Annotated in this window: 19 protein-coding genes; 13 read left to right on the forward strand and 6 right to left on the reverse strand. The window is 71.5% G+C overall.

Going from position 1 to position 22,017, the window contains the following annotated elements:
* Positions 1 to 169 precede the first annotated feature (169 nt).
* Both ACH4UM_RS01345 and ACH4UM_RS01350 read left to right on the forward strand, forming a co-directional pair.
* Positions 170 to 526, forward strand: a complete 357-nt coding sequence (locus ACH4UM_RS01345; RefSeq protein ID WP_398172284.1) for a YciI family protein — start codon at positions 170 to 172, stop codon at positions 524 to 526.
* A gap of 77 nt (positions 527 to 603) precedes the next feature.
* Positions 604 to 1,845, forward strand: a complete 1,242-nt coding sequence (locus tag ACH4UM_RS01350) for an RNA polymerase sigma factor (RefSeq protein ID WP_398173544.1) — start codon at positions 604 to 606, stop codon at positions 1,843 to 1,845.
* 176 nt (positions 1,846 to 2,021) lie between these two features.
* On the opposite strand, the gene ACH4UM_RS01355 is transcribed toward ACH4UM_RS01350, so the two are convergent.
* Positions 2,022 to 3,257, reverse strand: a complete 1,236-nt coding sequence (locus tag ACH4UM_RS01355) for a methyltransferase domain-containing protein (protein WP_398172286.1) — start codon at positions 3,255 to 3,257, stop codon at positions 2,022 to 2,024.
* 160 nt (positions 3,258 to 3,417) lie between these two features.
* Here ACH4UM_RS01355 and ACH4UM_RS01360 point away from each other — a divergent pair, with 160 nt between their 5' ends.
* The 4 genes from ACH4UM_RS01360 (at position 3,418) to groL (ending at position 8,015) form a co-directional block, all read left to right on the forward strand.
* Complete coding sequence (locus tag ACH4UM_RS01360; protein WP_398172288.1) at positions 3,418 to 4,338, forward strand: polysaccharide deacetylase family protein; 921 nt, start codon at positions 3,418 to 3,420, stop codon at positions 4,336 to 4,338.
* Positions 4,335 to 5,165 carry a polysaccharide deacetylase family protein gene (locus tag ACH4UM_RS01365; RefSeq protein WP_398172290.1) on the forward strand — a complete coding sequence of 277 codons (831 nt, stop codon included), beginning with the start codon at positions 4,335 to 4,337 and terminating at the stop codon, positions 5,163 to 5,165. Before ACH4UM_RS01360 ends, ACH4UM_RS01365 begins: the two co-directional genes overlap by 4 nt.
* A gap of 797 nt (positions 5,166 to 5,962) precedes the next feature.
* Entirely contained in the window at positions 5,963 to 6,271 is a 309-nt protein-coding gene (gene groES / locus ACH4UM_RS01370) for a co-chaperone GroES (protein WP_009190181.1), read from the forward strand.
* Between the two features lie 118 nt (positions 6,272 to 6,389).
* Positions 6,390 to 8,015: a chaperonin GroEL gene (groL, locus tag ACH4UM_RS01375; protein WP_398172292.1), complete on the forward strand. Its 1,626-nt coding sequence runs from the start codon at positions 6,390 to 6,392 to the stop codon at positions 8,013 to 8,015.
* A 96-nt stretch (positions 8,016 to 8,111) separates the two neighbouring features.
* Here groL and ACH4UM_RS01380 read toward each other — a convergent pair whose 3' ends face one another.
* The 3 genes from ACH4UM_RS01380 to ACH4UM_RS01390 form a co-directional block, all read right to left on the reverse strand.
* Positions 8,112 to 8,819, reverse strand: coding sequence for an ester cyclase (locus ACH4UM_RS01380; RefSeq protein ID WP_398172294.1), 708 nt, complete (start codon positions 8,817 to 8,819; stop codon positions 8,112 to 8,114).
* A gap of 93 nt (positions 8,820 to 8,912) precedes the next feature.
* The gene (locus ACH4UM_RS01385; RefSeq protein WP_398172296.1) at positions 8,913 to 9,686 is read right to left on the reverse strand and encodes an SDR family NAD(P)-dependent oxidoreductase; all 774 of its coding nucleotides are present in this window, start codon (positions 9,684 to 9,686) and stop codon (positions 8,913 to 8,915) included.
* 97 nt (positions 9,687 to 9,783) lie between these two features.
* Positions 9,784 to 10,464 (reverse strand): MOSC domain-containing protein, encoded by a 681-nt coding sequence (locus ACH4UM_RS01390; protein WP_398172298.1) that lies wholly within the window; start codon positions 10,462 to 10,464, stop codon positions 9,784 to 9,786.
* An 80-nt stretch (positions 10,465 to 10,544) separates the two neighbouring features.
* Between ACH4UM_RS01390 and ACH4UM_RS01395 the strand changes: the two genes are divergently transcribed.
* Positions 10,545 to 11,441 carry a LysR family transcriptional regulator gene (locus ACH4UM_RS01395; RefSeq protein ID WP_398172300.1) on the forward strand — a complete coding sequence of 299 codons (897 nt, stop codon included), beginning with the start codon at positions 10,545 to 10,547 and terminating at the stop codon, positions 11,439 to 11,441.
* 82 nt (positions 11,442 to 11,523) lie between these two features.
* Here the strand turns inward: ACH4UM_RS01395 and ACH4UM_RS01400 are convergent, their stop codons facing one another.
* Positions 11,524 to 11,853: a WhiB family transcriptional regulator gene (locus tag ACH4UM_RS01400; RefSeq protein WP_398172302.1), complete on the reverse strand. Its 330-nt coding sequence runs from the start codon at positions 11,851 to 11,853 to the stop codon at positions 11,524 to 11,526.
* A gap of 381 nt (positions 11,854 to 12,234) precedes the next feature.
* Between ACH4UM_RS01400 and ACH4UM_RS01405 the strand changes: the two genes are divergently transcribed.
* The 4 genes from ACH4UM_RS01405 to ACH4UM_RS01420 all read left to right on the forward strand — a co-directional run bounded on the left by ACH4UM_RS01405 (position 12,235) and on the right by ACH4UM_RS01420 (position 16,790).
* The gene (locus tag ACH4UM_RS01405) at positions 12,235 to 12,846 is read left to right on the forward strand and encodes a response regulator transcription factor (protein ID WP_003948568.1); all 612 of its coding nucleotides are present in this window, start codon (positions 12,235 to 12,237) and stop codon (positions 12,844 to 12,846) included.
* Positions 12,847 to 13,289: 443 nt separating this feature from the next.
* Positions 13,290 to 13,877, forward strand: a complete 588-nt coding sequence (locus ACH4UM_RS01410) for a sigma-70 family RNA polymerase sigma factor (RefSeq protein ID WP_398172304.1) — start codon at positions 13,290 to 13,292, stop codon at positions 13,875 to 13,877.
* A gap of 164 nt (positions 13,878 to 14,041) precedes the next feature.
* On the forward strand, positions 14,042 to 15,550 hold the full coding sequence (guaB, locus tag ACH4UM_RS01415) for an IMP dehydrogenase (RefSeq protein WP_398172306.1): 1,509 nt from the start codon (positions 14,042 to 14,044) through the stop codon (positions 15,548 to 15,550).
* A gap of 115 nt (positions 15,551 to 15,665) precedes the next feature.
* The gene (locus ACH4UM_RS01420) at positions 15,666 to 16,790 is read left to right on the forward strand and encodes a GuaB3 family IMP dehydrogenase-related protein (RefSeq protein WP_398172308.1); all 1,125 of its coding nucleotides are present in this window, start codon (positions 15,666 to 15,668) and stop codon (positions 16,788 to 16,790) included.
* Between the two features lie 481 nt (positions 16,791 to 17,271).
* Here the strand turns inward: ACH4UM_RS01420 and ACH4UM_RS01425 are convergent, their stop codons facing one another.
* On the reverse strand, positions 17,272 to 18,480 hold the full coding sequence (locus ACH4UM_RS01425; RefSeq protein ID WP_398172310.1) for a nucleotide sugar dehydrogenase: 1,209 nt from the start codon (positions 18,478 to 18,480) through the stop codon (positions 17,272 to 17,274).
* Positions 18,481 to 18,772: 292 nt separating this feature from the next.
* On the opposite strand from ACH4UM_RS01425, the gene ACH4UM_RS01430 reads away from it, so the two are divergent.
* Together ACH4UM_RS01430 and ACH4UM_RS01435 are read left to right on the forward strand one after the other, a co-directional pair.
* Entirely contained in the window at positions 18,773 to 20,479 is a 1,707-nt protein-coding gene (locus ACH4UM_RS01430; protein WP_398172312.1) for a glycerol-3-phosphate dehydrogenase/oxidase, read from the forward strand.
* A gap of 214 nt (positions 20,480 to 20,693) precedes the next feature.
* Positions 20,694 to 22,017 (forward strand): serine/threonine-protein kinase (locus ACH4UM_RS01435; protein ID WP_398172314.1); only part of this gene is annotated, 1,324 nt, incomplete at its 3' end.

Here is a 22,017-nt window from a genome sequence, read left to right on the forward strand (position 1 = left end):
GGCCGGCGGCGAGCAGGCTGCGGGCGTCGACGAGGTGACCCTGCGAGAACAACCCCCCGGAAAAAATCTCCGGGGAATTCCGGCGAGCGTGTCGATTCCGGTGTCCGCCGCTCGACGCAGTGGTGAGCGGCGGGGAGAGGCCCCGCCGGCCGGCCCTTTGGGAGTCACCATGCCGCGTTACCTGACGATCGTGCACGTCGACGAGACCACCGCGCCGCCGGAGGGCCCCAGCCCCGAGCTGATGCAGCGGATGGGCGAGCTGATCGAGGAGATCACCAAGGCGGGGGTCATGCTGGACACCGCGGGGCTGACCCCGCAGAGCCAGGGCAAGCGGGTCCACTGGGCGGGCGGGAACCTCACCGTGACGGACGGGCCCTTCACCGAGTCCAAGGAGGTCATCGGCGGCTATGCACTGATGCAGTGCAAGGACATGGACGAGGCCCTGGAGTGGACCAAGCGGTTCGTGAAGACCCACGAGGAGCACTGGACGGTGACCTGCGAGGTGCGGGAGATCGCCGAGGGCTGAGCCCCGCTTGGCCGGCGGCCGCCGGAGGTGTTGCATGGTGGGCTGTGGAACAGCAGCCCACCCAGCCGCCCGCCCGGATGACCGGGGCCCTGGAGACCGTCTTCCGGCTCGAGTCGCCCCGGGTCGTCGCCGCCGTCGCCCGGATCGTGCGGGACGTCGGCATCGCGGAGGAGCTCACTCAGGACGCGCTGGTCGCGGCGCTGGAGCAGTGGCCCGGGGACGGGGTGCCGGACAACCCCGGCGCCTGGCTCATGACCACCGCCCGGCGGCGCGCCGTCGACCTGGTCCGCCGCCGGGAGAACTACGCCCGCAAGCTCGCGGAGATCGGCCGCGACCTTGAGACCACGGCGGCCGCGGCCCCGTACGCGGAGCCTCCCGCCCCGGACGACATCGACGACGACCTGCTCCGCCTGGTCTTCACCACCTGCCACCCCGTGCTGTCCCCCGAGGCCCGCACGGCACTCACCCTGCGGCTGCTCGGCGGCCTGACCACGGCCGAGATCGCCCGCGCGTTCCTCGTCCCCGAGGCGACGGTCGCCCAGCGCATCGTGCGCGCCAAACGGACGCTGGCGACGCGGAACGTCGCCTTCGAAGTGCCCTGCGGCCCCGACCGCGAGGCCCGCCTCGGCTCGGTCCTGGACGTCATCTACCTGATCTTCAACGAGGGTTACGCCGCCACGGCCGGCGACGACTGGCTGCGCCCCGCCCTGTGCGAGGACGCGCTGCGGCTGGCCCGCCTGCTGACCGGCCTGATGCCGAAGGAACCGGAGGTGCACGGACTGACCGCCCTGCTGGAGTTCCAGGCGTCCCGCGCCGCCGCACGCACCGGTCCGGACGGCACGCCGGTCCTCCTGAGGGACCAGAACCGCCGCCGCTGGAACCGCATGCTCATCGCCCGCGGCGTCACCGCCCTCGCCCGCGCCGACGCCACCGGCGGCGCCCCGGGGCCGTACGCCCTCCAGGCCGCCATCGCCGCCTGCCACGCGCACGCGTACACCTACGAGGAGACCGACTGGCCCGTCATCGCCACCCTCTACGGCCTGCTCGCGGCCCGCGCCCCCTCCCCGGTCGTCGAGCTCAACCGCGCGGTGGCCGTGTCGATGGCCGAGGGGCCGGGGCCCGCCCTGGAACTCGTCGACGCCCTCGCCGCCGAACCCGCCCTGCGCGACTACCACCTGCTGCCCAGCGTGCGCGCCGACCTGCTGGCCCGCCTCGGCCGTACGGCGGAGGCCCGCGCGGAGCTCGAACGCGCCGCGTCCCTCACCCGCAACGAACGGGAACGGCAGTTGCTGCTGCGGCGCGCCTCGGAGGTGTCGTAGCGGGGGCAGGCTGGTGCTGTGGCCGGAAAGGTTCACCGGCTCGCGACGCCCGGCACGGCACCTCGCCGCGTTGTCGCATCACCCGAGTACATCCGCAGTACGCGGGCGATGCTCCGCCCTGCGATGCACCGCACCGGACGCCGCGAGCCTTCCTGCAGTCCTTTCCGGCCACGGCACTAGGCGGGGTTTCCCAGCAGCATCGTCGGGGCCCCGGCGACCCGGGTGAGGAAGACCGTCGTGGAGCCGGTCCCGTGCGGCTTGGGCAGGACCTTGCGGCGCAGTTCCTCCGGCTCGACCGCCGAGCCTCTCTTCTTGACCGTGAGGATGCCGACCTGCCGTTCGCGCAGCAGCGCCTTGAGCTTCTTGACGTTGAAGGGGAGCCGGTCGGTGATCTCGTAGGCGGTGGCGTACGGGGTGGGGCACAGTTCGTCCGCGGTGACGTAGGCGATGGTCTCGTCGATCAGTCCGCCGCCGTCGAGGCCGGCGGCGACCTCGGCGACCAGGTGGGCGCGGATGACGGCGCCGTCGGGCTCGTAGAGGTAGCGGCCCGGCGGGCGGACCCGGGGATCGGCCAGGCCGCGGCCGCGCAGGGTGTGGGGGCCGGGAAGCAGGGTCGCCCGCACCAGCCCCGGTTCGGTGCCGAACCACAGCACCGCCTCCTTCACGTCCCCGCCGTCGGAGATCCACTCGGCCTCGGCCTGCGGCGGGATCGCCTCGTGCGGGACGCCCGGCGCGATCTTCAGGGCGGCGTGCGGTGCGGCGAGGGCCGCGCCGACGGCCCAGGACAGCGGGGGCGAGTACGCCTCGGGGTCGAAGATCCGCCCGCCCGTCGTCCGGCCACCGCCCCGCACCGACGCGCTTTGCGCGGCCCCTCCCTGTCTGACGCCCCGGCGTGCCGGGTCCACGAACACGGCGTCGTAGGAGGCGGTGTCGACGTCCATGACGTCCGCCTCCCGTACCTCGATCAGGCCGGCGAGCCCCAGGGCCTCGGCGTTCGCCCGTGCCACGGCCGCCGTCAGCGGGTCCCGGTCCACGGCGAGGACGCGGATCCCGGCGCGGGCCAGGGCGATCGCGTCGCCGCCGATCCCGCAGCACAGGTCGGCCAGACAGGACACGCCGAGTTCGCGCAGCCGCCGCGCCCGGTACGCCGCCACGGTCGCCCGCGTGGACTGCTCGACCCCGTTCGGCGTGAAGAACATCCGCCGCGCGTCCTCGTCCCCGACCTTCGCCGCCGCCCGCTGCCGCAGCCGGGCCTGGCCGAGCGCCGCCGACACCAGTTCGGCGGGGTGTTCACGGCGCAGCCGGGTGGCGACGGCGAGTTCGCCGGCGGGGCCGGTGTCGCGCACCTCGTCCAGGAGGGCGCGGCCCTCGGGGGTGAGCAGCGAGGCGAAGGCGTGGAGCGGTTCGGTCACCGGTTCATTGTCGGTCGGCCGGTGGTGCACCGGCTCATTGGGCCGGTCGGTGGATGGTGTGCTTCCGGCCGCGGTGTCGTCGCGGGTTCCCGGCGGCGGCCTGCGAGGATCCGGCGCCATGAGAGTAGTAGTACAAAATGACAAAAAGGTCGCGTATCGGATGAAGCAGGGAGTCCGGGGACAGCGCGGACTCCGGAAGCCCGGTGTCCGCGCCGCACTCGCCGGGCTCGCCGTCGCCGCCCTCGCCTCCGCCTGCGCGCAGCCCGCCGCGCCGGTCCGCCCGGCCCAGGGCCAGCAGCGCCTCCAGGCACCCCCGGCCCGCGCCCTCGACTCCTATGCCAACCGGCTGACGGGCTCGTACCAGGCCCGGGCGGCCGCCGCCAGGCGCTGGGGGCTCGAGCAGGTTCCGCTGACGCCCCCGCCGCCGCCCGCAACCAAGCCGATGATCACTGCCCGCGAGGGCTTCGAGGTGGGTCACCAGGAGGACTGGAACCTGCCCCCGGTCTTCACCACGATCCCCACCAAGGAGAAGATCGTCTTCCTCACCATCGACGACGGCTCGGAGAAGGACCCCGCGTTCCTGCGCATGATGAGCGACCTGAAGATCCCGTACACGGCCTTCCTCAGCAACTACCTGATCAAGGACGACTACGGCTACTTCCGGAAGATGCAGGCCTCCGGAATCACCCTCAACAACCACACCCTGCACCACCCCTACCTGCCCGGTCTGTCCTACGAGGAGCAGAGGCACGAGATCTGCGACATGCAGGACATCATGCAGAAGCAGTTCGGCAAGCGCCCGAAGGTCTTCCGCCCGCCCTACGGCAACTACAACCAGGACACCCTGCGCGCCGCCAAGTCCTGCGGCATCCAGTACGCGCCGATCTGGAACGAGGAGGTCTACGTCGACCACTGGGAGTACCGCGAGGACGACCAGCGGATGCGCCGCGGCGACATCGTCCTCACGCACTTCCGGGGCCGCGACGACTGGAACGGCACGATGGTCGACGACATGCGCCGGTTCCTGAACAAGGTCACGGCCGAGGGGTACGCCGTGGCCCGGCTGGAGGACTACCTGTGAGGCCGCGGCTGCGACGCACGGCCGCGGGCCTGCTCGCGGCCGCGCTCCTCACCGGCTGCGCACAGTCGGTGGACCCGATCGAGCGACTGGGCCGGAAGGCGGCGCAGCGGGTGCGGCCGGCGAACCCGGCCGCCGTGCAGCCGTACCGGCGCTGGGGCCTCACGGCGCCGCTGCCCGCGCCGCCGGGGCGGCCGTCGGTCCGTCCGCTCGGGCTTCCCTCCGGCGCCCCGGAACCGGGCCTGCCCCCGGTCGTGGACCACGTCCGGACCGCCGACAAGGTCGTCTTCCTCACCTACGACGACGGGGCCCAGAAGGATCCGCGGTTCGTCGACATGGTCCGTGACCTGCGGCTTCCGGTCAGTATGTTCCTCACGGACAGTGTCGTCGGACCGGGGTACGGGCACTTCGCGCGTCTGCGGTCGGTCGGCGCCGACCTGCAGAACCACACCCTGGACCACCCCGCGCTGCGCGGCCTGCCCTACGCCGGCCAGCGCGCCGAGATCTGCGGTCAGCGGGACAAGCTCCGCGCCCGCTTCGGCGTCCGCGCCCGCCTCTTCCGGCCGCCCTACGGCTCGTACGACCGCACCACGCTGCGCGCCGCCGCCGACTGCGGGGTCTCGGCGGTCGTCCTGTGGCGCGCCTCGATGCAGGACACCGACCTGCACTTCGCCCACGGCCGCCACGCCCTACGTCCCGGCGACATCCTCCTGGTCGCCTCGGACGACGACGACCTGGACGGCCCGACCCTGTGTGAACGCACCGTGCGGCTGCTGCGCCGCGTCCAGGAGGCGGACCTGACGGTGGGCCGGCTGCAGGACTACCTCTGACACCTGCGCCGCATGCGCTGCATGTGCCGCTCGCGCCACCTGTGCCACTTGTGACACGTGCGTCACCTCTGACACCTGCGTCACCTCTGACGCCTGGGGCACCCGGGACCCCCCTGACACGTGCGAGGCGTTGACCAGCCGGTCGGACGGGGGAGTGGAGGGGAAGTGGGAATGGGCCTGCGCGTCGCGCCACGCCCCCAGCGCGGCGCCCGCCACGACGAGGGCGAGCGCCAGCTGCACGGCCCCGGTGAACCGGTTGCCGCCCCGCACCAGCAGGACCCCGGCCACCCCGGCCGCCAGCGCGAAACCGCAGTAGCAGAACAGCGGAACCCAGTCGACGAGCGGCGGTCCGGACGTGTCGCCGCCGGGCACGTCCATCCTGCTCAGCCCGCGCACGGCCAGCACGATGACGACCAGCATCCCGGCCGTCACGTCCGCCACCAGCACGAGCAGGAGCAGCAGGCCACCGGTGACGGCGTCGGCGGAGTCGGGACGAGAACGCATGTATGTACGGTGCTACGGAAGTGGGTTCGCATCAACAGTCCGTCCGGGGTCCGCCATGCCGCACGGCGCCTTGCGTGGACGTGCATCGGAACGAAGCCACCGCCGACGCGCCGCAGGCAATTGGCACTCCGCTTGACCGAGTGCTAACGACGGTCATAGTCTCGGGTCTGGCACTCCTCCCTGGAGAGTGCCAACACAGCGACGGGCAGGTCCGGCACCCGCGACGACGGATCGACCTGGTCGCCACCTCAGACAGTTAACCCCGTGAGATCTCCGAAGGGGGAGGTCGGATCGTGACGACCGCCAGCTCCAAGGTTGCCATCAAGCCGCTCGAGGACCGCATCGTGGTCCAGCCGCTGGACGCCGAGCAGACCACGGCCTCGGGCCTGGTCATTCCGGACACTGCCAAGGAGAAGCCCCAGGAGGGCGTCGTCCTGGCCGTGGGCCCGGGCCGCTTCGAGGACGGCAACCGCCTTCCGCTCGACGTCAAGGTCGGCGACGTCGTGCTCTACAGCAAGTACGGCGGCACCGAGGTGAAGTACAACAACGAGGAGTACCTCGTTCTCTCGGCCCGCGACGTGCTCGCGATCATCGAGAAGTAATTCACTTCGAAGCACTCCTGCTTTGAGCTGCGCCCCTGGCCCCCGCGACCGATAAGAAGCCGGGCGCCCGGGGCGCAGCGTCTTTTTCACCCAGATTTCCGAGAGGGCTCCCGCTGCCATGGCGAAGATCCTGAAGTTCGACGAGGACGCCCGTCGCGCCCTCGAGCGCGGCGTCAACAAGCTTGCCGACACGGTCAAGGTGACGATCGGCCCCAAGGGCCGCAACGTCGTCATCGACAAGAAGTTCGGCGCCCCGACCATCACCAACGACGGCGTCACCATCGCCCGCGAGGTCGAGATCGAGGACCCGTACGAGAACCTCGGTGCCCAGCTGGTGAAGGAGGTGGCGACCAAGACCAACGACATCGCGGGTGACGGCACCACCACCGCCACCGTGCTCGCCCAGGCGCTGGTACGCGAGGGCCTGAAGAACGTCGCCGCCGGTGCCTCTCCGGCCGCCCTGAAGAAGGGCATCGACGCCGCGGTCAAGGCCGTCTCCGAGGACCTGCACGCCTCGGCCCGCCCGATCGACGAGAAGTCCGACATCGCCGCCGTGGCCGCGCTGTCCGCGCAGGACCAGCAGGTCGGCGAGCTCATCGCCGAGGCGATGGACAAGGTCGGCAAGGACGGTGTCATCACCGTCGAGGAGTCCAACACCTTCGGTCTGGAGCTGGACTTCACCGAGGGCATGGCCTTCGACAAGGGCTACCTGTCGCCGTACTTCGTGACGGACCAGGAGCGTATGGAGGCCGTCCTCGACGACCCGTACATCCTGATCCACCAGGGCAAGATCTCCGCGATCACGGACCTGCTCCCGCTCCTCGAGAAGATCATCCAGGCGAACTCCTCGAAGCCGCTGCTGATCATCGCCGAGGACGTCGAGGGCGAGGCCCTGTCGACCCTGGTCGTCAACAAGATCCGCGGCACCTTCAACGCCACCGCCGTCAAGGCCCCCGGCTTCGGCGACCGCCGCAAGGCGATGCTGCAGGACATGGCCGTCCTCACCGGTGCCACCGTCATCTCCGAGGAGGTCGGCCTCAAGCTCGACCAGGTCGGCCCGGACGTCCTCGGCTCCGCCCGCCGCGTCACCGTCACCAAGGACGACACCACGATCGTCGACGGCGCCGGCAAGAAGGAGGAGGTGGAGGGCCGCATCGCCCAGATCAAGGCCGAGATCGAGAACACCGACTCCGACTGGGACCGCGAGAAGCTCCAGGAGCGCCTCGCGAAGCTGGCCGGCGGCGTGTGCGTGATCAAGGTCGGCGCCGCCACCGAGGTGGAGCTGAAGGAGAAGAAGCACCGTCTGGAGGACGCCATCTCCGCGACCCGCGCCGCGGTCGAGGAGGGCATCGTCTCCGGTGGTGGCTCCGCGCTCGTCCACGCCGTGAAGGTGCTCGAGGGCAACCTCGGCAAGACCGGCGACGAGGCCACGGGTGTCTCCGTGGTCCGCAAGGCCGCCGTCGAGCCGCTGCGCTGGATCGCCGAGAACGCCGGCCTCGAGGGTTACGTCATCGTCTCCAAGGTGGCCGAGCTGGAGAAGGGCAGCGGCTACAACGCCGCCACCGGCGAGTACGGCGACCTGATCAAGGCCGGTGTCATCGACCCGGTCAAGGTCACCCGCTCCGCCCTGGAGAACGCCGCCTCCATCGCCTCCCTCCTCCTGACGACCGAGACCCTGGTCGTCGAGAAGAAGGAAGAGGAAGAGCCGGCCGCCGCGGGCCACGGCCACGGCCACGCGCACTGACGTATGTACTGACGTACGTACTGACGTACTTCGGCAAACACCGAGGCCCGTCCCCCTGCCGAAGGGGGCCGGGCCTTCGCCGTGCCGTTACCGCATTCAGTTCTCCAGCTCGTCCAGCGCTCCCAGCTGCTGCAGCAGGCCCAGCTGGTCGTGCTGCCACCAGGTCTCGGCGATCTTGCCGCTGCCGGCGAAGCGGATGATCGTCGTGCCGGTCATGGTGACCTGCTTCCCGGTGGGCGCGATGCCCAGGAAGTCGCCCTTGTGGGTGGCGTTCCAGGTCCAGCGGGCGCACACCCTCTCGCCCTGGGCGATCAGGTCCTCGATCGTGAACGTGAAGGCGAAGGCGTTCCGCCACATCCGGTACTCGCCGCAGACGGCGTCCAGGCCGATCGTGTCCTGCGGGTTGACCGGGTCGTGGCTGTGCACGTCCTCGTCCAGCAGATCGTTGAGCGGCGGCAGGTCGCCCGCCGTCGCCAGGGTCTCGAAGAGCCGCCGCGCGGTCACCGCGTACAACGGCTCGTCCCGTACCACGTCCAGGTCGGTGAACGTGGGCGTCTCGTCGCACAGGGCGACCATGCTCCGGAAGATCTCGTCGGTCTCCGGGAGTTTCGAGTTCCGCATCGCCTCCTCGTACGACGGGAACTCCACCATCTCGACGATGTGCGCACCGTCCGAGCGGTCCTTGCCGACCACCGCGTGCGAGGCGGTCCGCTTTCCCCTGGTCTGCTCGACCCAGGTGTCCATCAGCCGGTTCATCTCGTCGAACCGGCTCGTCCTGCACTCGATGAGCTGTACAAAGGTCATGACGCCGCCTCCGGCCCCCCTGGTCCGGCTTCCGTCAGGGCCATTTTCCCACCGGGGCGACGACGTCACCTCCGTAGCGCCGGCTCCGTACCTTCACTGCGGTCCGTACTTGCGCCCGGTCTTCGACGTGATGCCGCCCAGCAGGCCGCGCGGTGTCACCTTCACCAGGCCCATCAGCGCCTTGTAGCGAGGGTCCGGGATCGACAGGGTCCTGCCGCGGGCCAGGTCCGCCAGGGCCGCCGCGACCAGTTTGTCCGCGTCCAGCCACATCCAGTTCGGGATGTTGTCCGTGCCCATCCCGGCGCGCTGGTGGAACTCGGTGCGCACGAAGCCGGGGCACAGCGCCATCAGGCGTACACCGGTGCCGGCCAGGTCCCGCGCCGCGCCCTGCGTGAACTGCACGACCCACGCCTTCGACGCCCCGTAGGTGCCGCGCGGCACGAAGGCGGCCACCGACGCCACGTTCACGACCCCGCCACGGCCGCGCTCGCGCATCGCCTCCGTCGCCGCCGACGTCAGCCGCAGCACCGCCTCGATGTGCACCTTGAGCATCTTGAGCTCGTCGGCCATCGGCACGTCGAGGTAGCGGCCCTTGTTGCCGAAGCCCGCGTTGTTGATCAGCAGGTCGACGGGGTTGCGGCGGTCACCCAGCCGGGCGGCGACCGCCTCGATGCCCTTGTCCGTCGCCAGGTCGGCCGTCAGCACCTCCGCCTCGATGCCGTGCCGGTCGTGCAGCTCGGTCGCCTGGTCGCGCAGGCGCTTGGTGTCCCGCGCCACCAGTACGAGGTCGTGCCCGTCCGCCGCCAGCCGTCGCGCGAACGCGGCGCCGATGCCCGCGGTCGATCCCGTAATCAGAGCCGTTGTCATGACGAAAGATTAGTGGCCGGGAGCGGGTGACTCCGATCTCCGCACGAGTCCTTCCGATCGATGACGATCAGATGGAGGGACAGCCGGTGACCCACGGTCAGCCCGCGGACGCCTCCAGGTACTTCCGCGCCGCCGCCAGCGACTCCGGATGCAGCGCCGTACCCGCGGCGAGCAGGCGCGGCAGCAGGGAGCGCTCGGTCGTGACGGCCCGGAACTGAAGGGCCACCGTCACGTCGTGGTCAGGGCGGTGCACGATCTCCATCGGGTCGCCCGTCCGGATCTCGCCCGGCTCCAGGACCCGCAGATACGCGCCCGGCGCCCCCCTGCGCGTGAACCGCTTCACCCACCCCTGCTCACCCAGATGGCCCTGGAAGGTACGGCAGGGAATCCGGCCGCAGGTGACCTCCAGCAGCACCGACGGGCCGGCCGGCGGGCCGATGCGCCAGCGCTCGCCGATCCGCGCGCCGGACACGTCGATGCCCTGCGTGGTGAGGTTCTCGCCGAAGGAGCCGTTCGGCAGGGTGCGGCCCAGCTCGCGCTCCCACTCGTCGAGGTCCTCGCGCGCCATCGCGTAGACCGCCTGGTCGTCGCCTCCGTGGTGCCGCGTGTCGCACACCGAGTCCCCGGCCAGACCGCTCGCCCCGACGCCCTTCGCCCCGGGCGCCGCCACCCGCACCGGCCCGTCGGCCGGACGTTTGTCGATGCCGGTCAGGCCCTCGGGCTGGTCGGTGTACGGCACGGCCCGCGGGCGGCCCAGGTTGACCGACAGAAGCTTCATGCCCGCACGGTAGGGGAGCGGATGTCAAAGTGTCGACGCAATATTCGGCATACGTCCCAAGACTCGCTTATGCTTGGACGGTGATCGAGGCTCGTCATCTCCGTGTGCTGCGCGCCGTGGCCGCCGGCGGCTCCTTCTCGGCGGCGGCGCGCGAGCTGGGCTGCACCCAGCCCGCCGTCAGTCAGCAGATGAAGGCCCTGGAATCGTCCGTGGGCACCCCGCTGCTGGTGCGCACCGGCCGCGAGATGCGCCTGACACAGGCCGGCGAGGCGCTCGTCCGGCACGCGGGCGGCATCCTCGCCGGGCTCACCGCCGCCGAGGAGGAGGTCGCCGCCATCGCCGGGCTGCGGGCCGGACGCGTGCGGCTCGTCTCCTTCCCGAGCGGGAGCTCCACGCTCGTGCCGACCGCGCTCGCCGCGCTGCGCGCCGCGCACCCCGGCACCCGGGTCTCCCTCGAGGAGGCCGAGCCGCCGAAGTCGGTCGAGCTGCTGCGCGAGGGCGACTGCGACGTGGCGCTCGCCTTCCGCTACGAGGGCGCCGCCGGCGCGAAGGAGTGGGAGGACCTGGTCGTCCGGCCGCTGCTCACCGACCGGCTCGTGGGACTCGTGCCCGAGCGGCACCGGCTGGCCCGCGCGGGGTCCGTCGCCATCGGCGAACTCGCGGGCGAGCCGTGGATCGCAGGCTGTCCGCGCTGTCGCGGCCAGTTGGTGCGGGCGTGCGAGAGCGCCGGCTTCACGCCGCGCATCGACTTCGCCACCGACGACTACCCGGCCGTGGTGGGACTGGTGGGGGCGGGACTGGGGGTCGCCGTCCTGCCCCAGCTCGCGATCGAGTCCGTACGGCCCCGGGGCGCGCGCATCGTCGAGCTCGAGCCGGCGGTGCGGCGGGAGATCGTCGCGCTCACCCTGCCCGACCTGGCCCAGGTGCCGGCGGTGGCCGCCACCCTGGAGGAACTGGCGCGCGCGAGCGCCGGGTAGGGCCGCGAACGGCGAAAACAAGGGCACGCGCGGGCGTGCCCTTTTGCCGGTAGATAGGCCAAATGACGAAGAAACGTTTCCTTCAGTTGTTCGAGGCGGGGTCCCCGCTGGTCGACGATGCCGTCACCAGCCGGTTCCGTGCCCGCCCCATGAGCTCTTCGCGCTCGTCCTCGGTCAGGCCGCCCCACACTCCGTACGGCTCGCGCACCGCCAAGGCGTGTGCCGCGCACTCCGCACGGACGGGGCACCTCATGCAGACCTCCTTCGCCGAGTTCTCTCGAGCGCTCCGAGCCGCCCCGCGCTCGCCCTCGGGATGGAAGAAGAGCGAGCTGTCCACGCCGCGGCAGGCAGCCAGCAGCTGCCAGTCCCACAGGTCCGCGTTCGGTCCGGGAAGGCGGGAGAAATCTGCCATTACGTGACCCCTTGTAGCCGTTCGTGGCGGATACGGTGCCAACGACCGTACATCTCCGATCTAAGGAGATGAAAATATGACTCATTGCGAATCTAGCCCTAGACACCTAGAAACGGGAACAAAAGGGGCTAAACGGGGCATAGCTTGTGATGAAAAGTTGAGGGTCTGACGTTCGTGTCTGCGCTGTGTCCGCTCCCTCACGTAGAGTGCCGAAGATGGCACACAGCCCCGTAACTCTTTCGAGTGACCGTCGTTGAGAGTGCGGAGGCGGTTGAAAACACAAGTGCTCGGGCAGGCGTCCGAGACGGTCGACCGCACAGGTGACGATTTCGTACCAGCCTGGAGGCTCAAGGTGACGCGCATCAGCTGCGGAGGGCGGCCATGACATCCGTCCTCGTCTGCGACGACTCCCCGCTTGCCCGAGAGGCGCTCCGCCGCGCGGTCGCGACCGTGCCCGGCGTCGAGCGTGTGACGACGGCGGCCAACGGCGAGGAAGTCCTCCGCCGCTGGGGCGCCGACCGCTCCGACCTCATCCTCATGGACGTGCGCATGCCCGGCCTGGGCGGCGTCGAGACGGTCCGGCGTCTGCTGTCCGCGGACCCCGGGGCCCGCATCATCATGCTCACCGTCGCCGAGGACCTCGACGGCGTGGCGCTCGCCGTGGCCGCCGGCGCGCGCGGGTATCTGCACAAGGACGCCTCCCGCGCGGAGCTGCGCGCCACGGTGACGCAGGCCCTGGCCGACCCCACCTGGCGGCTCGCCCCGCGCCGGCTGCGCTCGGCCGAGATGGGTGCGGCGCCGACGCTCACCGCGCGTGAGATCCAGGTCCTGGAGGGCATGAGCCACGGCCGGTCCAACGCGGAGATCGGCCGTGAGCTGTTCCTCTCCGAGGACACCGTCAAGACGCACGCCCGCCGCCTGTTCAAGAAGCTCGGCGCCTCGGACCGCGCGCACGCGGTGGCGCTCGGCTTCCGGTGGGGTCTGGTCCGCTAGGACCCCGTCCGGGTCCCGGGCTCGCAGGCCCGGGTCCGGAGTGCCGGGCCACCTCCCGGCGCTCCCGGCGGCGGGGGCCGGTCGGCCCGGCCCGGCGAAACACGGCGGCACCCCCACGCGCGCGATCGGGCGTGGGGGAGCGTCCGTTCACCGGACCGCCCTGGTGCCGAGGGTGATGACCGGTGACACCTGCGACGACACCCGCAATCGCGGTGCCTTCACCGCAGGGCGGATGCCGGTGGCAAAGCGGCCCACCGGGCGGCCGACGCTCGTTTCGCCGCGGATGCCGCATCCTTGGAGGTGTGGAGTTCCTCGGGGACGAGTCGGTCGAGCGGAAGGGGAGGGCGCAAGGGATGAGTTCCGGCGCACCTGCTCATAACGCTTCGGTGCACAACCACGAAGGCGATGCCGCGGATGGGAAGACGCCAAGGCACCATGGACCGATGCGTGACGACGAGGCGGCACTTGCCCATGGGGCGATCGGTGCGCTCGTCCACCGTGCTGTCGACGGCGACGAGCAGGCCACGCACGATCTGCTCGCCCGTGTCCACCCGCTCGCGCTGCGCTACTGCCGCACCCGGCTGTCCCGGCTGCCGGGCGACGCGCGCCACTTCGTCGAGGACCTCGCCCAGGAGGTCTGCGTAGCCGTTCTGCTCGCCCTGCCGCGCTACCGGGACACCGGTCGCCCCTTCGAGGCGTTCGTCTTCGCCATCGCCGCCCACAAGGTCGCCGACCTGCAGCGCGCGGCCATGCGGCACCCCGGCTCGACGGCCGTGCCCTCCGACGAGATGCCCGAGCGCCCCGACGACTCCCTCGGCCCGGAGGAGCGCGCCCTGCTCAGCAGCGACGCCGAGTGGGCCAAGAAGCTCCTGGCCAACCTCCCGGAGAACCAGCGCGAGCTGCTGCTCCTGCGCATCGCGGTGGGGTTGACGGCGGAGGAAACGGGACAGATGTTGGGAATGTCACCGGGCGCGGTCCGGGTGGCCCAGCACCGCGCGCTGAGCAGGCTGCGCGCCCTCGCCGAGCAGTAGCCGCGCCCCGCGCAGCCGTTGCCCGCCGCTCAGTTGAACAGGCCGCCCGCCGCTTCCGTACGAACATACGAAGCCCAGGGTCGCCGTCCACCGTGGAATGAGACACCCCAGCTTCCCGTTAGCATGGACATCCGCACCGAGCAAGGCCATTTGGGGAAGGTGTCATGACTGCCTACGTCGACGGAGTGCCCGAGAAATTCGCGACACTCGGGCTGACCTACGACGACGTGCTGCTGCTGCCGGGCCCGTCGGACATGGCGCCCGACGAGATCGACACCGCCTCGTACGTCTCCAGGAACGTGCGGGTCAACATCCCGCTGCTGTCCGCGGCGATGGACAAGGTGACCGAGTCGCGCATGGCGATCGCGATGGCCCGCCAGGGCGGCGTCGGCGTGCTGCACCGCAACCTGTCCATCGAGGACCAGGCCAACCAGGTCGACCTGGTCAAGCGCTCCGAGTCCGGCATGGTGGCCAACCCGATCACCATCCACCCGGACGCCACGCTCGCCGAGGCCGACGCGCTGTGCGCCAAGTTCCGCATCAGCGGCGTCCCCGTCACGGACGGCGCCGGCAAGCTGCTCGGCATCGTCACCAACCGCGACATGGCCTTCGAGCCCGACCGCTCGCGCCGGGTCAGCGAGGTCATGACGCCGATGCCGCTGGTCACCGGCAAGGTGGGCATCTCCGGCGTGGACGCCATGGAGCTGCTGCGCCGCCACAAGATCGAGAAGCTGCCGCTGGTGGACGACGCGGGCATCCTCAAGGGCCTGATCACCGTCAAGGACTTCGTCAAGGCCGAGCAGTACCCGAACGCGGCCAAGGACGCCAAGGGCCGCCTGCTGGTCGGCGCGGCGGTCGGGGTGGCCGGTGACGCCTTCGAGCGCGCCCAGGCCCTGATCGAGGCGGGCGTCGACTTCATCGTGGTCGACACCGCGCACGGCCACTCCCGGCTGGTCGGCGACATGATCGCCAAGGTGAAGTCGAACTCGTCGGGCGTCGACGTCATCGGCGGCAACGTCGCCACCCGGGACGGCGCGAAGTCCCTGGTCGACGCGGGCGCCGACGGCATCAAGGTCGGTGTCGGCCCCGGCTCCATCTGCACGACCCGGGTGGTCGCAGGCATCGGCGTTCCCCAGGTCACCGCGATCTACGAGGCTTCCCTCGCCGCCAGGGAGGCCGGCATCCCGGTCATCGGCGACGGCGGTCTGCAGTACTCCGGCGACATCGCCAAGGCCCTGGTCGCCGGCGCCGACACGGTGATGCTGGGCTCACTGCTGGCCGGCTGCGAGGAGTCCCCGGGCGAGCTGCTGTTCATCAACGGCAAGCAGTTCAAGTCCTACCGCGGCATGGGCTCGCTGGGCGCCATGCAGTCCCGCGGCGACCGCAGGTCGTTCTCCAAGGACCGCTACTTCCAGGAGGGCGTCGCCTCCGACGAGCAGCTGATCCCCGAGGGCATCGAGGGCCAGGTGCCCTACCGAGGCCCGCTGTCCTCGGTCGTCCACCAGCTGGTCGGCGGCCTGCGCCAGTCGATGTTCTACGTCGGCGGCCGGACGGTCCCCGAGCTCCAGGCGAACGGCAAGTTCGTGCGGATCACCTCGGCGGGTCTGAAGGAGTCGCACCCGCACGACATCCAGATGACGGTCGAGGCACCGAACTACAGCAACGAGAGGTGATCCACGCGCGCGTGGAGCATGTCTGAGGGCGGCCCCGGATCCTCCGGGGCCGCCCTTGTCATGGGCGTCGGCGATACTGGAAGACGCTGAGACGCATCAGGGAAAGGCCACAGACGTGACTGAGATCGAGATCGGGCGCGGCAAGCGCGGCCGCCGGGCGTACGCCTTCGACGACATCGCCGTCGTCCCCAGCCGCCGTACGCGGGACCCGAAGGAGGTCTCGATCGCCTGGCAGATCGACGCCTACCGCTTCGAGCTGCCCTTCCTGGCCGCACCCATGGACTCCGTCGTGTCCCCGGCCACCGCGATCCGCATCGGCGAGCTCGGCGGCCTGGGCGTGCTCAACCTCGAGGGCCTGTGGACGCGGTACGAGGACCCGCAGCCGCTGCTGGACGAGATCGCCGAGCTGCCCGCCGAGGCCGCCACCCGCCGCCTCCAGGAGGTCTACGCGGCCCCCGTCAAGGAGGAGCTGATCGGGCAGCGCATCAAGGAGGTGCGCGACGCGGGTGTGGTGACCGCCGCAGCGCTCTCCCCGCAGCGCACGGCCCAGTTCTCCAAGGCCGTCGTGGACGCGGGCGTGGACATCTTCGTCATCCGCGGTACGACGGTCTCGGCCGAGCACGTCTCGTCCTCGCACGAGCCGCTGAACCTGAAGCAGTTCATCTACGAGCTCGACGTCCCGGTGATCGTCGGCGGCTGCGCCACGTACACCGCGGCCCTGCACCTGATGCGCACCGGCGCGGCGGGCGTCCTGGTCGGCTTCGGCGGCGGCGCCGCGCACACCACGCGCAACGTGCTGGGCATCCAGGTCCCGATGGCCACCGCGGTCGCGGACGTGGCCGCCGCCCGCCGTGACTACATGGACGAGTCCGGCGGCCGGTACGTGCACGTGATCGCGGACGGCGGTGTCGGCTGGTCCGGCGACCTGCCCAAGGCGATCGCCTGCGGCGCCGACGCGGTGATGATGGGCTCCCCGCTGGCCCGCGCCACCGACGCGCCCGGCACGGGGCACCACTGGGGCATGGAGGCCGTGAACGAGGAGCTTCCGCGCGGCCAGAAGGTCGACCTGGGCACGGTCGGCACCATCGAGGAGGTCCTCACAGGCCCCTCCCACACCCCCGACGGCTCCATGAACTTCTTCGGTGCGCTGCGGCGGGCGATGGCCACGACCGGGTACAGCGAGCTGAAGGAGTTCCAGCGGGTCGAGGTGACGGTGGCGGACTCGCAGCACCGGCGATAACTCCCGGGGCGATCACTTCAGGGGCCCGGTCACCCGCTCAGGCGGGTGACCGGGCCCTTTGGTGTGTCCGGGGCGTGTGCCCAGGTGGGGGCGTGTTCTGGCGGTGCGGGGGCGCACGCCCCATGGGCCGTCACCGCAAGCCCACTCTCTGGGATCGCAGCCGGCTTCGGCTGGGGCGGCACTGGCTTCGGCCGGTGAAGTTCCGGAGGAGGCGGATCTCGCGGATCTTCGGTCGGTGAGCGGCCACCCCTCCAAGAACGAGGGGCGGACACTCGTGAATCGACCAGGAGCCTGCCGCAGTGGCCTCTGCGGTGGGCTCCACCCTCCCGTGCGCTACCGGAACCGCCGTCGGGTGGCACGGCACCCCACAGGATCGTCACAGCCCGCCGCCGGGCCGGCGAACTCCGCGCTCGTACGCTGCCGACGCCGGGAGCCCCACGCCATCAGCCCCGGAAGCACAACCACCTCGCACACGCCCCCTTCACAACCGATGCGCCGCCCCGGTGGGCGCAGCCCCCCGCGTGTCCAGCAGCAGTTGCGCCTTCACCGACAGCCCCTGCAGGTCGTAGGTGCGGTGCTGCTGGAGCAGGATCGTCAGATCGGCGTCCGCGACCGCCTCGTACAGCGAGTCCGCGCGCGGCACGGGCCGGTCCAGGATGCTCCACGCGGGCACGTGCGGGTCGTGGTAGCTGACGGAGGCGCCGAGCCGCGTCAGCCGGACGGCGATCTCCTCGGCGGGCGTGCCCTGGAGGTCGGCGAGGTCGGGCTTGTACGTGACGCCCAGCAGGAGGACCCGGGCGCCCCGGGCCGACTTGCCGTGCTCGTTCAGGAGGGTGGCGGCGCGCTGGACGACGTAGCGCGGCATGCGGCTGTTGACCTGCTGGGCGAGTTCGACCATCCGCAGGCCGCGGCCCGCCCGCCCGGCCAGGTCCTGCGGCAGGCCGTGGCCGCCGACGCCGGGGCCGGGGCGGAAGGCCTGGAAGCCGAAGGGCTTGGTCTCGGCGCAGCGCACCACGTCCCAAAGATCGACGCCGAGGTCGTGGCAGAGGACGGCCATCTCGTTGACGAGGGCGATGTTGACGTGGCGGTAGTTGGTCTCCAGGAGCTGGACCGTCTCCGCCTCCCTGAGCCCGCGCGCGCGGACCACCTTGTCGGTGAGCCGGCCGTAGAACGCGGCGGCCGACTCGGTGCAGGCAGGGGTCAGGCCGCCGATCACCTTGGGCGTGTTGGCGGGGGTGACGTCGCGGTTGCCGGGGTCGACACGGCTGGGGGAGTAGGCGAGGTGGAAGTCGCGCCCCGCGCGCAGGCCCGAGCCCTTCTCCAGGAGCGGGCGCAGGAAGTCCTCCGTGGTCCCGGGATGCACGGGCGACTCGAGGATCACGGTGGTGTGCGGGCGCAGCCGCTCGGCGAGCGCCCGGGCGGCGGCTTCCACCTGGCTCAGGTCGAGCCCGCCGTCCGCGGCCCGCGGGGTCGGCGCGCAGATCACCGCGGTGCGCACCCGGCCGAGCTCGGCCGGGTTGGTGGCCGGCCGGAAGCCCCCCGAGAGCATCCGGCGCAGTTCGGCGGGGCTGAGGGAGCCGGACTCGTCCCCGGTCCGGTACCCGAGGGTGGGGATGCCGGCGGCGACGGCGGCCTGGGCCAGGGGCAGGCCGAGAGGACCGAGTCCGATGACGGCGAGATCTGCGGGCATGGCGTGGGCCGTCCTTCCCAATAACCGAGGCGTGGCAGGCCCGCAAGCCCTGTGGACAGGACGAGCGGGCGCAATGTCAGACTAGGAGTAAATATGACCGTTTTGCGGGATTGACCAGCGTGTTTCTCGGTGAAGCGGTGCGGGTTGTCCACAGGCCGGGGCCGACTGGTGGCTGAAGACGGGCAACCCGGTCAGAATTTGGGCATGGGGAGGAGGCGGGGGGACCGGGGAGGGATGGGAACGGGCTTCGCCCGACGGGTGCGGCCGACGCGACCGACAGCGGGAGGCAGCGGTGAGGACAGCGACACTGGGGCCGGCGCAGCGTGCCGAGTCACTGGCGGGAATGGCCGAGCGTGAGCTGGACATCCTGGTCGTGGGCGGAGGCGTGGTCGGCGCGGGCACGGCCCTGGACGCCGTCACCCGCGGTCTGACCACCGGAATAGTCGAGGCGCGCGACTGGGCATCGGGCACGTCGAGCCGTTCCAGCAAGCTGATACACGGCGGGCTGCGCTATCTGGAGATGCTCGACTTCGCGCTCGTGCGGGAGGCGCTGAAGGAGCGCGGCCTGCTGCTCGAGCGCATCGCCCCGCACCTGGTCAGGCCGGTGCCGTTCCTGTACCCGTTGCAGCACAAGGGCTGGGAGCGCTGGTACGCCGGCTCGGGCGTCGCGCTCTACGACGGCATGTCGATGGCCCGCGGCCATGGTCGAGGGCTGCCCCTGCACCGTCACCTGAGCCGCCGTCACGCCCTGCGCGTCGCCCCCTGCCTGAAGAAGGACGCCCTGGTCGGCGCGCTGCAGTACTACGACGCCCAGATGGACGACGCCCGCTTCGTGGCCACCCTGGTGCGCACCGCGGTGTCGTACGGCGCGAAGGCCGCCAACCGGGCCCGGGTCACCGGCTTCCTGCGCGAGGGCGAGCGCGTGGTCGGCGCCAGGGTGCAGGACGTGGAGGGCGGTGGCGAGTACGAGGTCCGCGCCAAGCAGGTCGTCAACGCCACCGGGGTGTGGACCGACGACACCCAGGCCATGGTGGGCGAGCGCGGCCAGTTCCACGTCCGGGCCTCCAAGGGCATCCACCTCGTCGTGCCCAAGGACCGCATCAACTCCACCACCGGGCTGATCCTGCGCACCGAGAAGTCCGTGCTGTTCGTCATCCCCTGGGGGCGGCACTGGATCGTCGGCACCACCGACACCGACTGGGACCTCGACAAGGCGCACCCGGCCGCCTCCAGCGCAGACATCGACTACCTGCTGGAGCACGTCAACTCGGTGCTCGCGGTGCCGCTCGGCCGCGACGACGTGCAGGGCGTGTACGCGGGTCTGCGGCCCCTGCTGGCCGGCGAGTCCGACGCCACCAGCAAGCTCTCGCGCGAGCACACGGTCGCCCATCCGGTGCCGGGGCTGGTCGTCGTAGCGGGCGGCAAGTACACGACGTACCGGGTGATGGCCAAGGACGCCGTCGACGAAGCGGTGCACGGACTGGACATGCGGGTCGCCGACTGCGTCACCGAGGAGATCCAGCTGTACGGCGCCGAGGGGTACCGCGCGCTGTGGAACGCGCGGGCGCGCATCGCCGCAGACACCGGCCTCCACGTGGTGCGCGTGGAGCACCTGTTGAACCGGTACGGCTCCGCGGCGCTGGAGATCCTCGCCCTCATCACCGAGAACCCCGCCCTCGGCGCGCCCCTCCAGGCCGCCGACGACTACCTGCGCGCCGAGATCGCCTACGCCGCCTCGCACGAGGGTGCACGGCACCTGGACGACGTCCTGACCCGGCGCACCCGGATATCCATCGAGACCTTCGACCGGGGCACGCTCAGCGCCCTCGACGCCGCCGAGCTGATGGCGCCGGTGCTGGGCTGGGACAAGGACCAGATGGAGCGCGAGGTCCAGCACTACGAGAAGCGGGTGGAGGCCGAACGGGAGTCGCAGCGCCAGCCCGACGACCTGACGGCCGACGCGGCCCGGCTGGGGGCGCCGGACATCGTGCCGTTGTGACGGCCCGGGTCCCGCGAGGCAGGACCCTTAAGGGTGGATGTGTCCCGGAGCGCCGGTGCCCACGGCCGTTTCCTTGTCACGGCCCGTCACTCCGTCGCACGCAGCGCGTTGTTCACCGCCGTACAGGGTGTCCCCAGGGGCCCCCTGGGCGTTGAGCACTTGTCGGGTGAGAGACAATGGAGGCTCTGTCAGGGCGGGTTGCATGAGGGGACGCATGTCGGAGGCGGAGCGGGCGGGGACATCTCGTCAGGACACTCGTCAGGACACTGCTCAGGACAAGAGCCAGCGTCTCCTCGCCGGGCGGTACCGGCTGGGAGACGTACTCGGCCGCGGCGGCATGGGCACGGTGTGGCGGGCCGAGGACGAGACCCTGGGCCGGACGGTCGCCGTCAAGGAGCTGCGGTTCCCGTCGAACATCGACGAGGACGAGAAACGGCGCCTGATCACGCGCACGCTGCGTGAGGCCAAGGCGATCGCGCGGATCCGCGACACCAGCGCGGTCACCGTCTTCGACGTGGTCGACGAGGACGACCGGCCGTGGATCGTCATGGAACTCGTCGAGGGCAAGTCCCTGGCCGAGGCCATCCGCGAGGACGGCCTGCTGGAGCCGAGGCGGGCGGCCGAGGTCGGGCTCGCGGTCCTCGACGTGCTGCGCTCCGCGCACCGTCAGGGCATCCTGCACCGCGACGTGAAGCCGTCCAACGTGCTCATCGCCGAGGACGGCCGGGTGGTGCTCACCGACTTCGGCATCGCACAGGTCGAGGGCGACCCGTCCATCACCTCGACCGGCATGCTCGTCGGCGCCCCCTCCTACATCTCGCCGGAGCGGGCCCGCGGCCACAAGCCGGGCCCGGCGGCCGACCTGTGGTCGCTCGGCGGCCTGCTGTACGCGGCGGTCGAGGGCACGCCGCCCTACGACAAGGGCTCGGCGATCGCCACCCTGACCGCGGTCATGACCGAGCCACTGGAGGAGCCGAAGAACGCCGGCCCGCTCAGGGACGTCATCCACGGCCTGCTCAACAAGGACCCGGTCAAGCGCCTCGACGACGCGGGCGCGCGGGCGATGCTCAACGCCGTCGTCAACGCGCCCGAGCCGAAGGCGGCCGAGCCGGAGCCGCCCGCGGACGCGACCAGGGTCGTACCGCTGCCCGCGCAGCCCGGCCGGCGGGACGACGAGGGCGGCCCGGCGGGCACCGGGGGCAAGCGGGGCGAGGACGCGGCCGAGCGGTTGCGCGGGGCGCTGCGGTCGGTGCGCAAGGCCGCCGTGGCTGCGGCCGCGGCCACCTCGGCGGCCGCGGCCCGCACGAAGTCGGCGGCCGGCGGGAGCGGTTCGGCGTCTGCTGACGCCGGTTCCGGTTCCGGCGCTGGTGCGTCTTCGTCTTCGGGTGCCGGCTCGGACACGAGTGCCGGACCGGGCAAGGACGCGGGCAGGACAGCGGGCAAGGGGGCGGGTTCGGGCGCCGGTTCGCGGGGCGGGAGCGCCGCCGGGGCGGCTGAGGCCCGTACGCCGGCCGGCCCGCCTTCCGCGGCTGCTTCCC

The sequence above is a fragment of the Streptomyces sp. NPDC020801 genome (assembly GCF_044334385.1).
Classification (GTDB): Bacteria; Actinomycetota; Actinomycetes; order Streptomycetales; family Streptomycetaceae; genus Streptomyces.

What these genes read in the sequence shown, in the direction of transcription:
- ACH4UM_RS01410 (WP_398172304.1), top strand. Translation starts at nt 13,290, where the DNA reads ATGCGTGACGACGAGGCGGCACTTGCCCATGGGGCGATCGGTGCGCTC.
- groL (WP_398172292.1), top strand. Translation starts at nt 6,390, where the DNA reads ATGGCGAAGATCCTGAAGTTCGACGAGGACGCCCGTCGCGCCCTCGAG.
- ACH4UM_RS01425 (WP_398172310.1), bottom strand. Translation starts at nt 18,480, where the DNA reads ATGCCCGCAGATCTCGCCGTCATCGGACTCGGTCCTCTCGGCCTGCCC.
- ACH4UM_RS01390 (WP_398172298.1), bottom strand. Translation starts at nt 10,464, where the DNA reads ATGAAGCTTCTGTCGGTCAACCTGGGCCGCCCGCGGGCCGTGCCGTAC.
- ACH4UM_RS01350 (WP_398173544.1), top strand. Translation starts at nt 604, where the DNA reads ATGACCGGGGCCCTGGAGACCGTCTTCCGGCTCGAGTCGCCCCGGGTC.
- ACH4UM_RS01400 (WP_398172302.1), bottom strand. Translation starts at nt 11,853, where the DNA reads ATGGCAGATTTCTCCCGCCTTCCCGGACCGAACGCGGACCTGTGGGAC.
- ACH4UM_RS01380 (WP_398172294.1), bottom strand. Translation starts at nt 8,819, where the DNA reads ATGACCTTTGTACAGCTCATCGAGTGCAGGACGAGCCGGTTCGACGAG.
- ACH4UM_RS01405 (WP_003948568.1), top strand. Translation starts at nt 12,235, where the DNA reads ATGACATCCGTCCTCGTCTGCGACGACTCCCCGCTTGCCCGAGAGGCG.
- ACH4UM_RS01345 (WP_398172284.1), top strand. Translation starts at nt 170, where the DNA reads ATGCCGCGTTACCTGACGATCGTGCACGTCGACGAGACCACCGCGCCG.
- ACH4UM_RS01385 (WP_398172296.1), bottom strand. Translation starts at nt 9,686, where the DNA reads ATGACAACGGCTCTGATTACGGGATCGACCGCGGGCATCGGCGCCGCG.
- ACH4UM_RS01360 (WP_398172288.1), top strand. Translation starts at nt 3,418, where the DNA reads ATGAAGCAGGGAGTCCGGGGACAGCGCGGACTCCGGAAGCCCGGTGTC.
- guaB (WP_398172306.1), top strand. Translation starts at nt 14,042, where the DNA reads ATGACTGCCTACGTCGACGGAGTGCCCGAGAAATTCGCGACACTCGGG.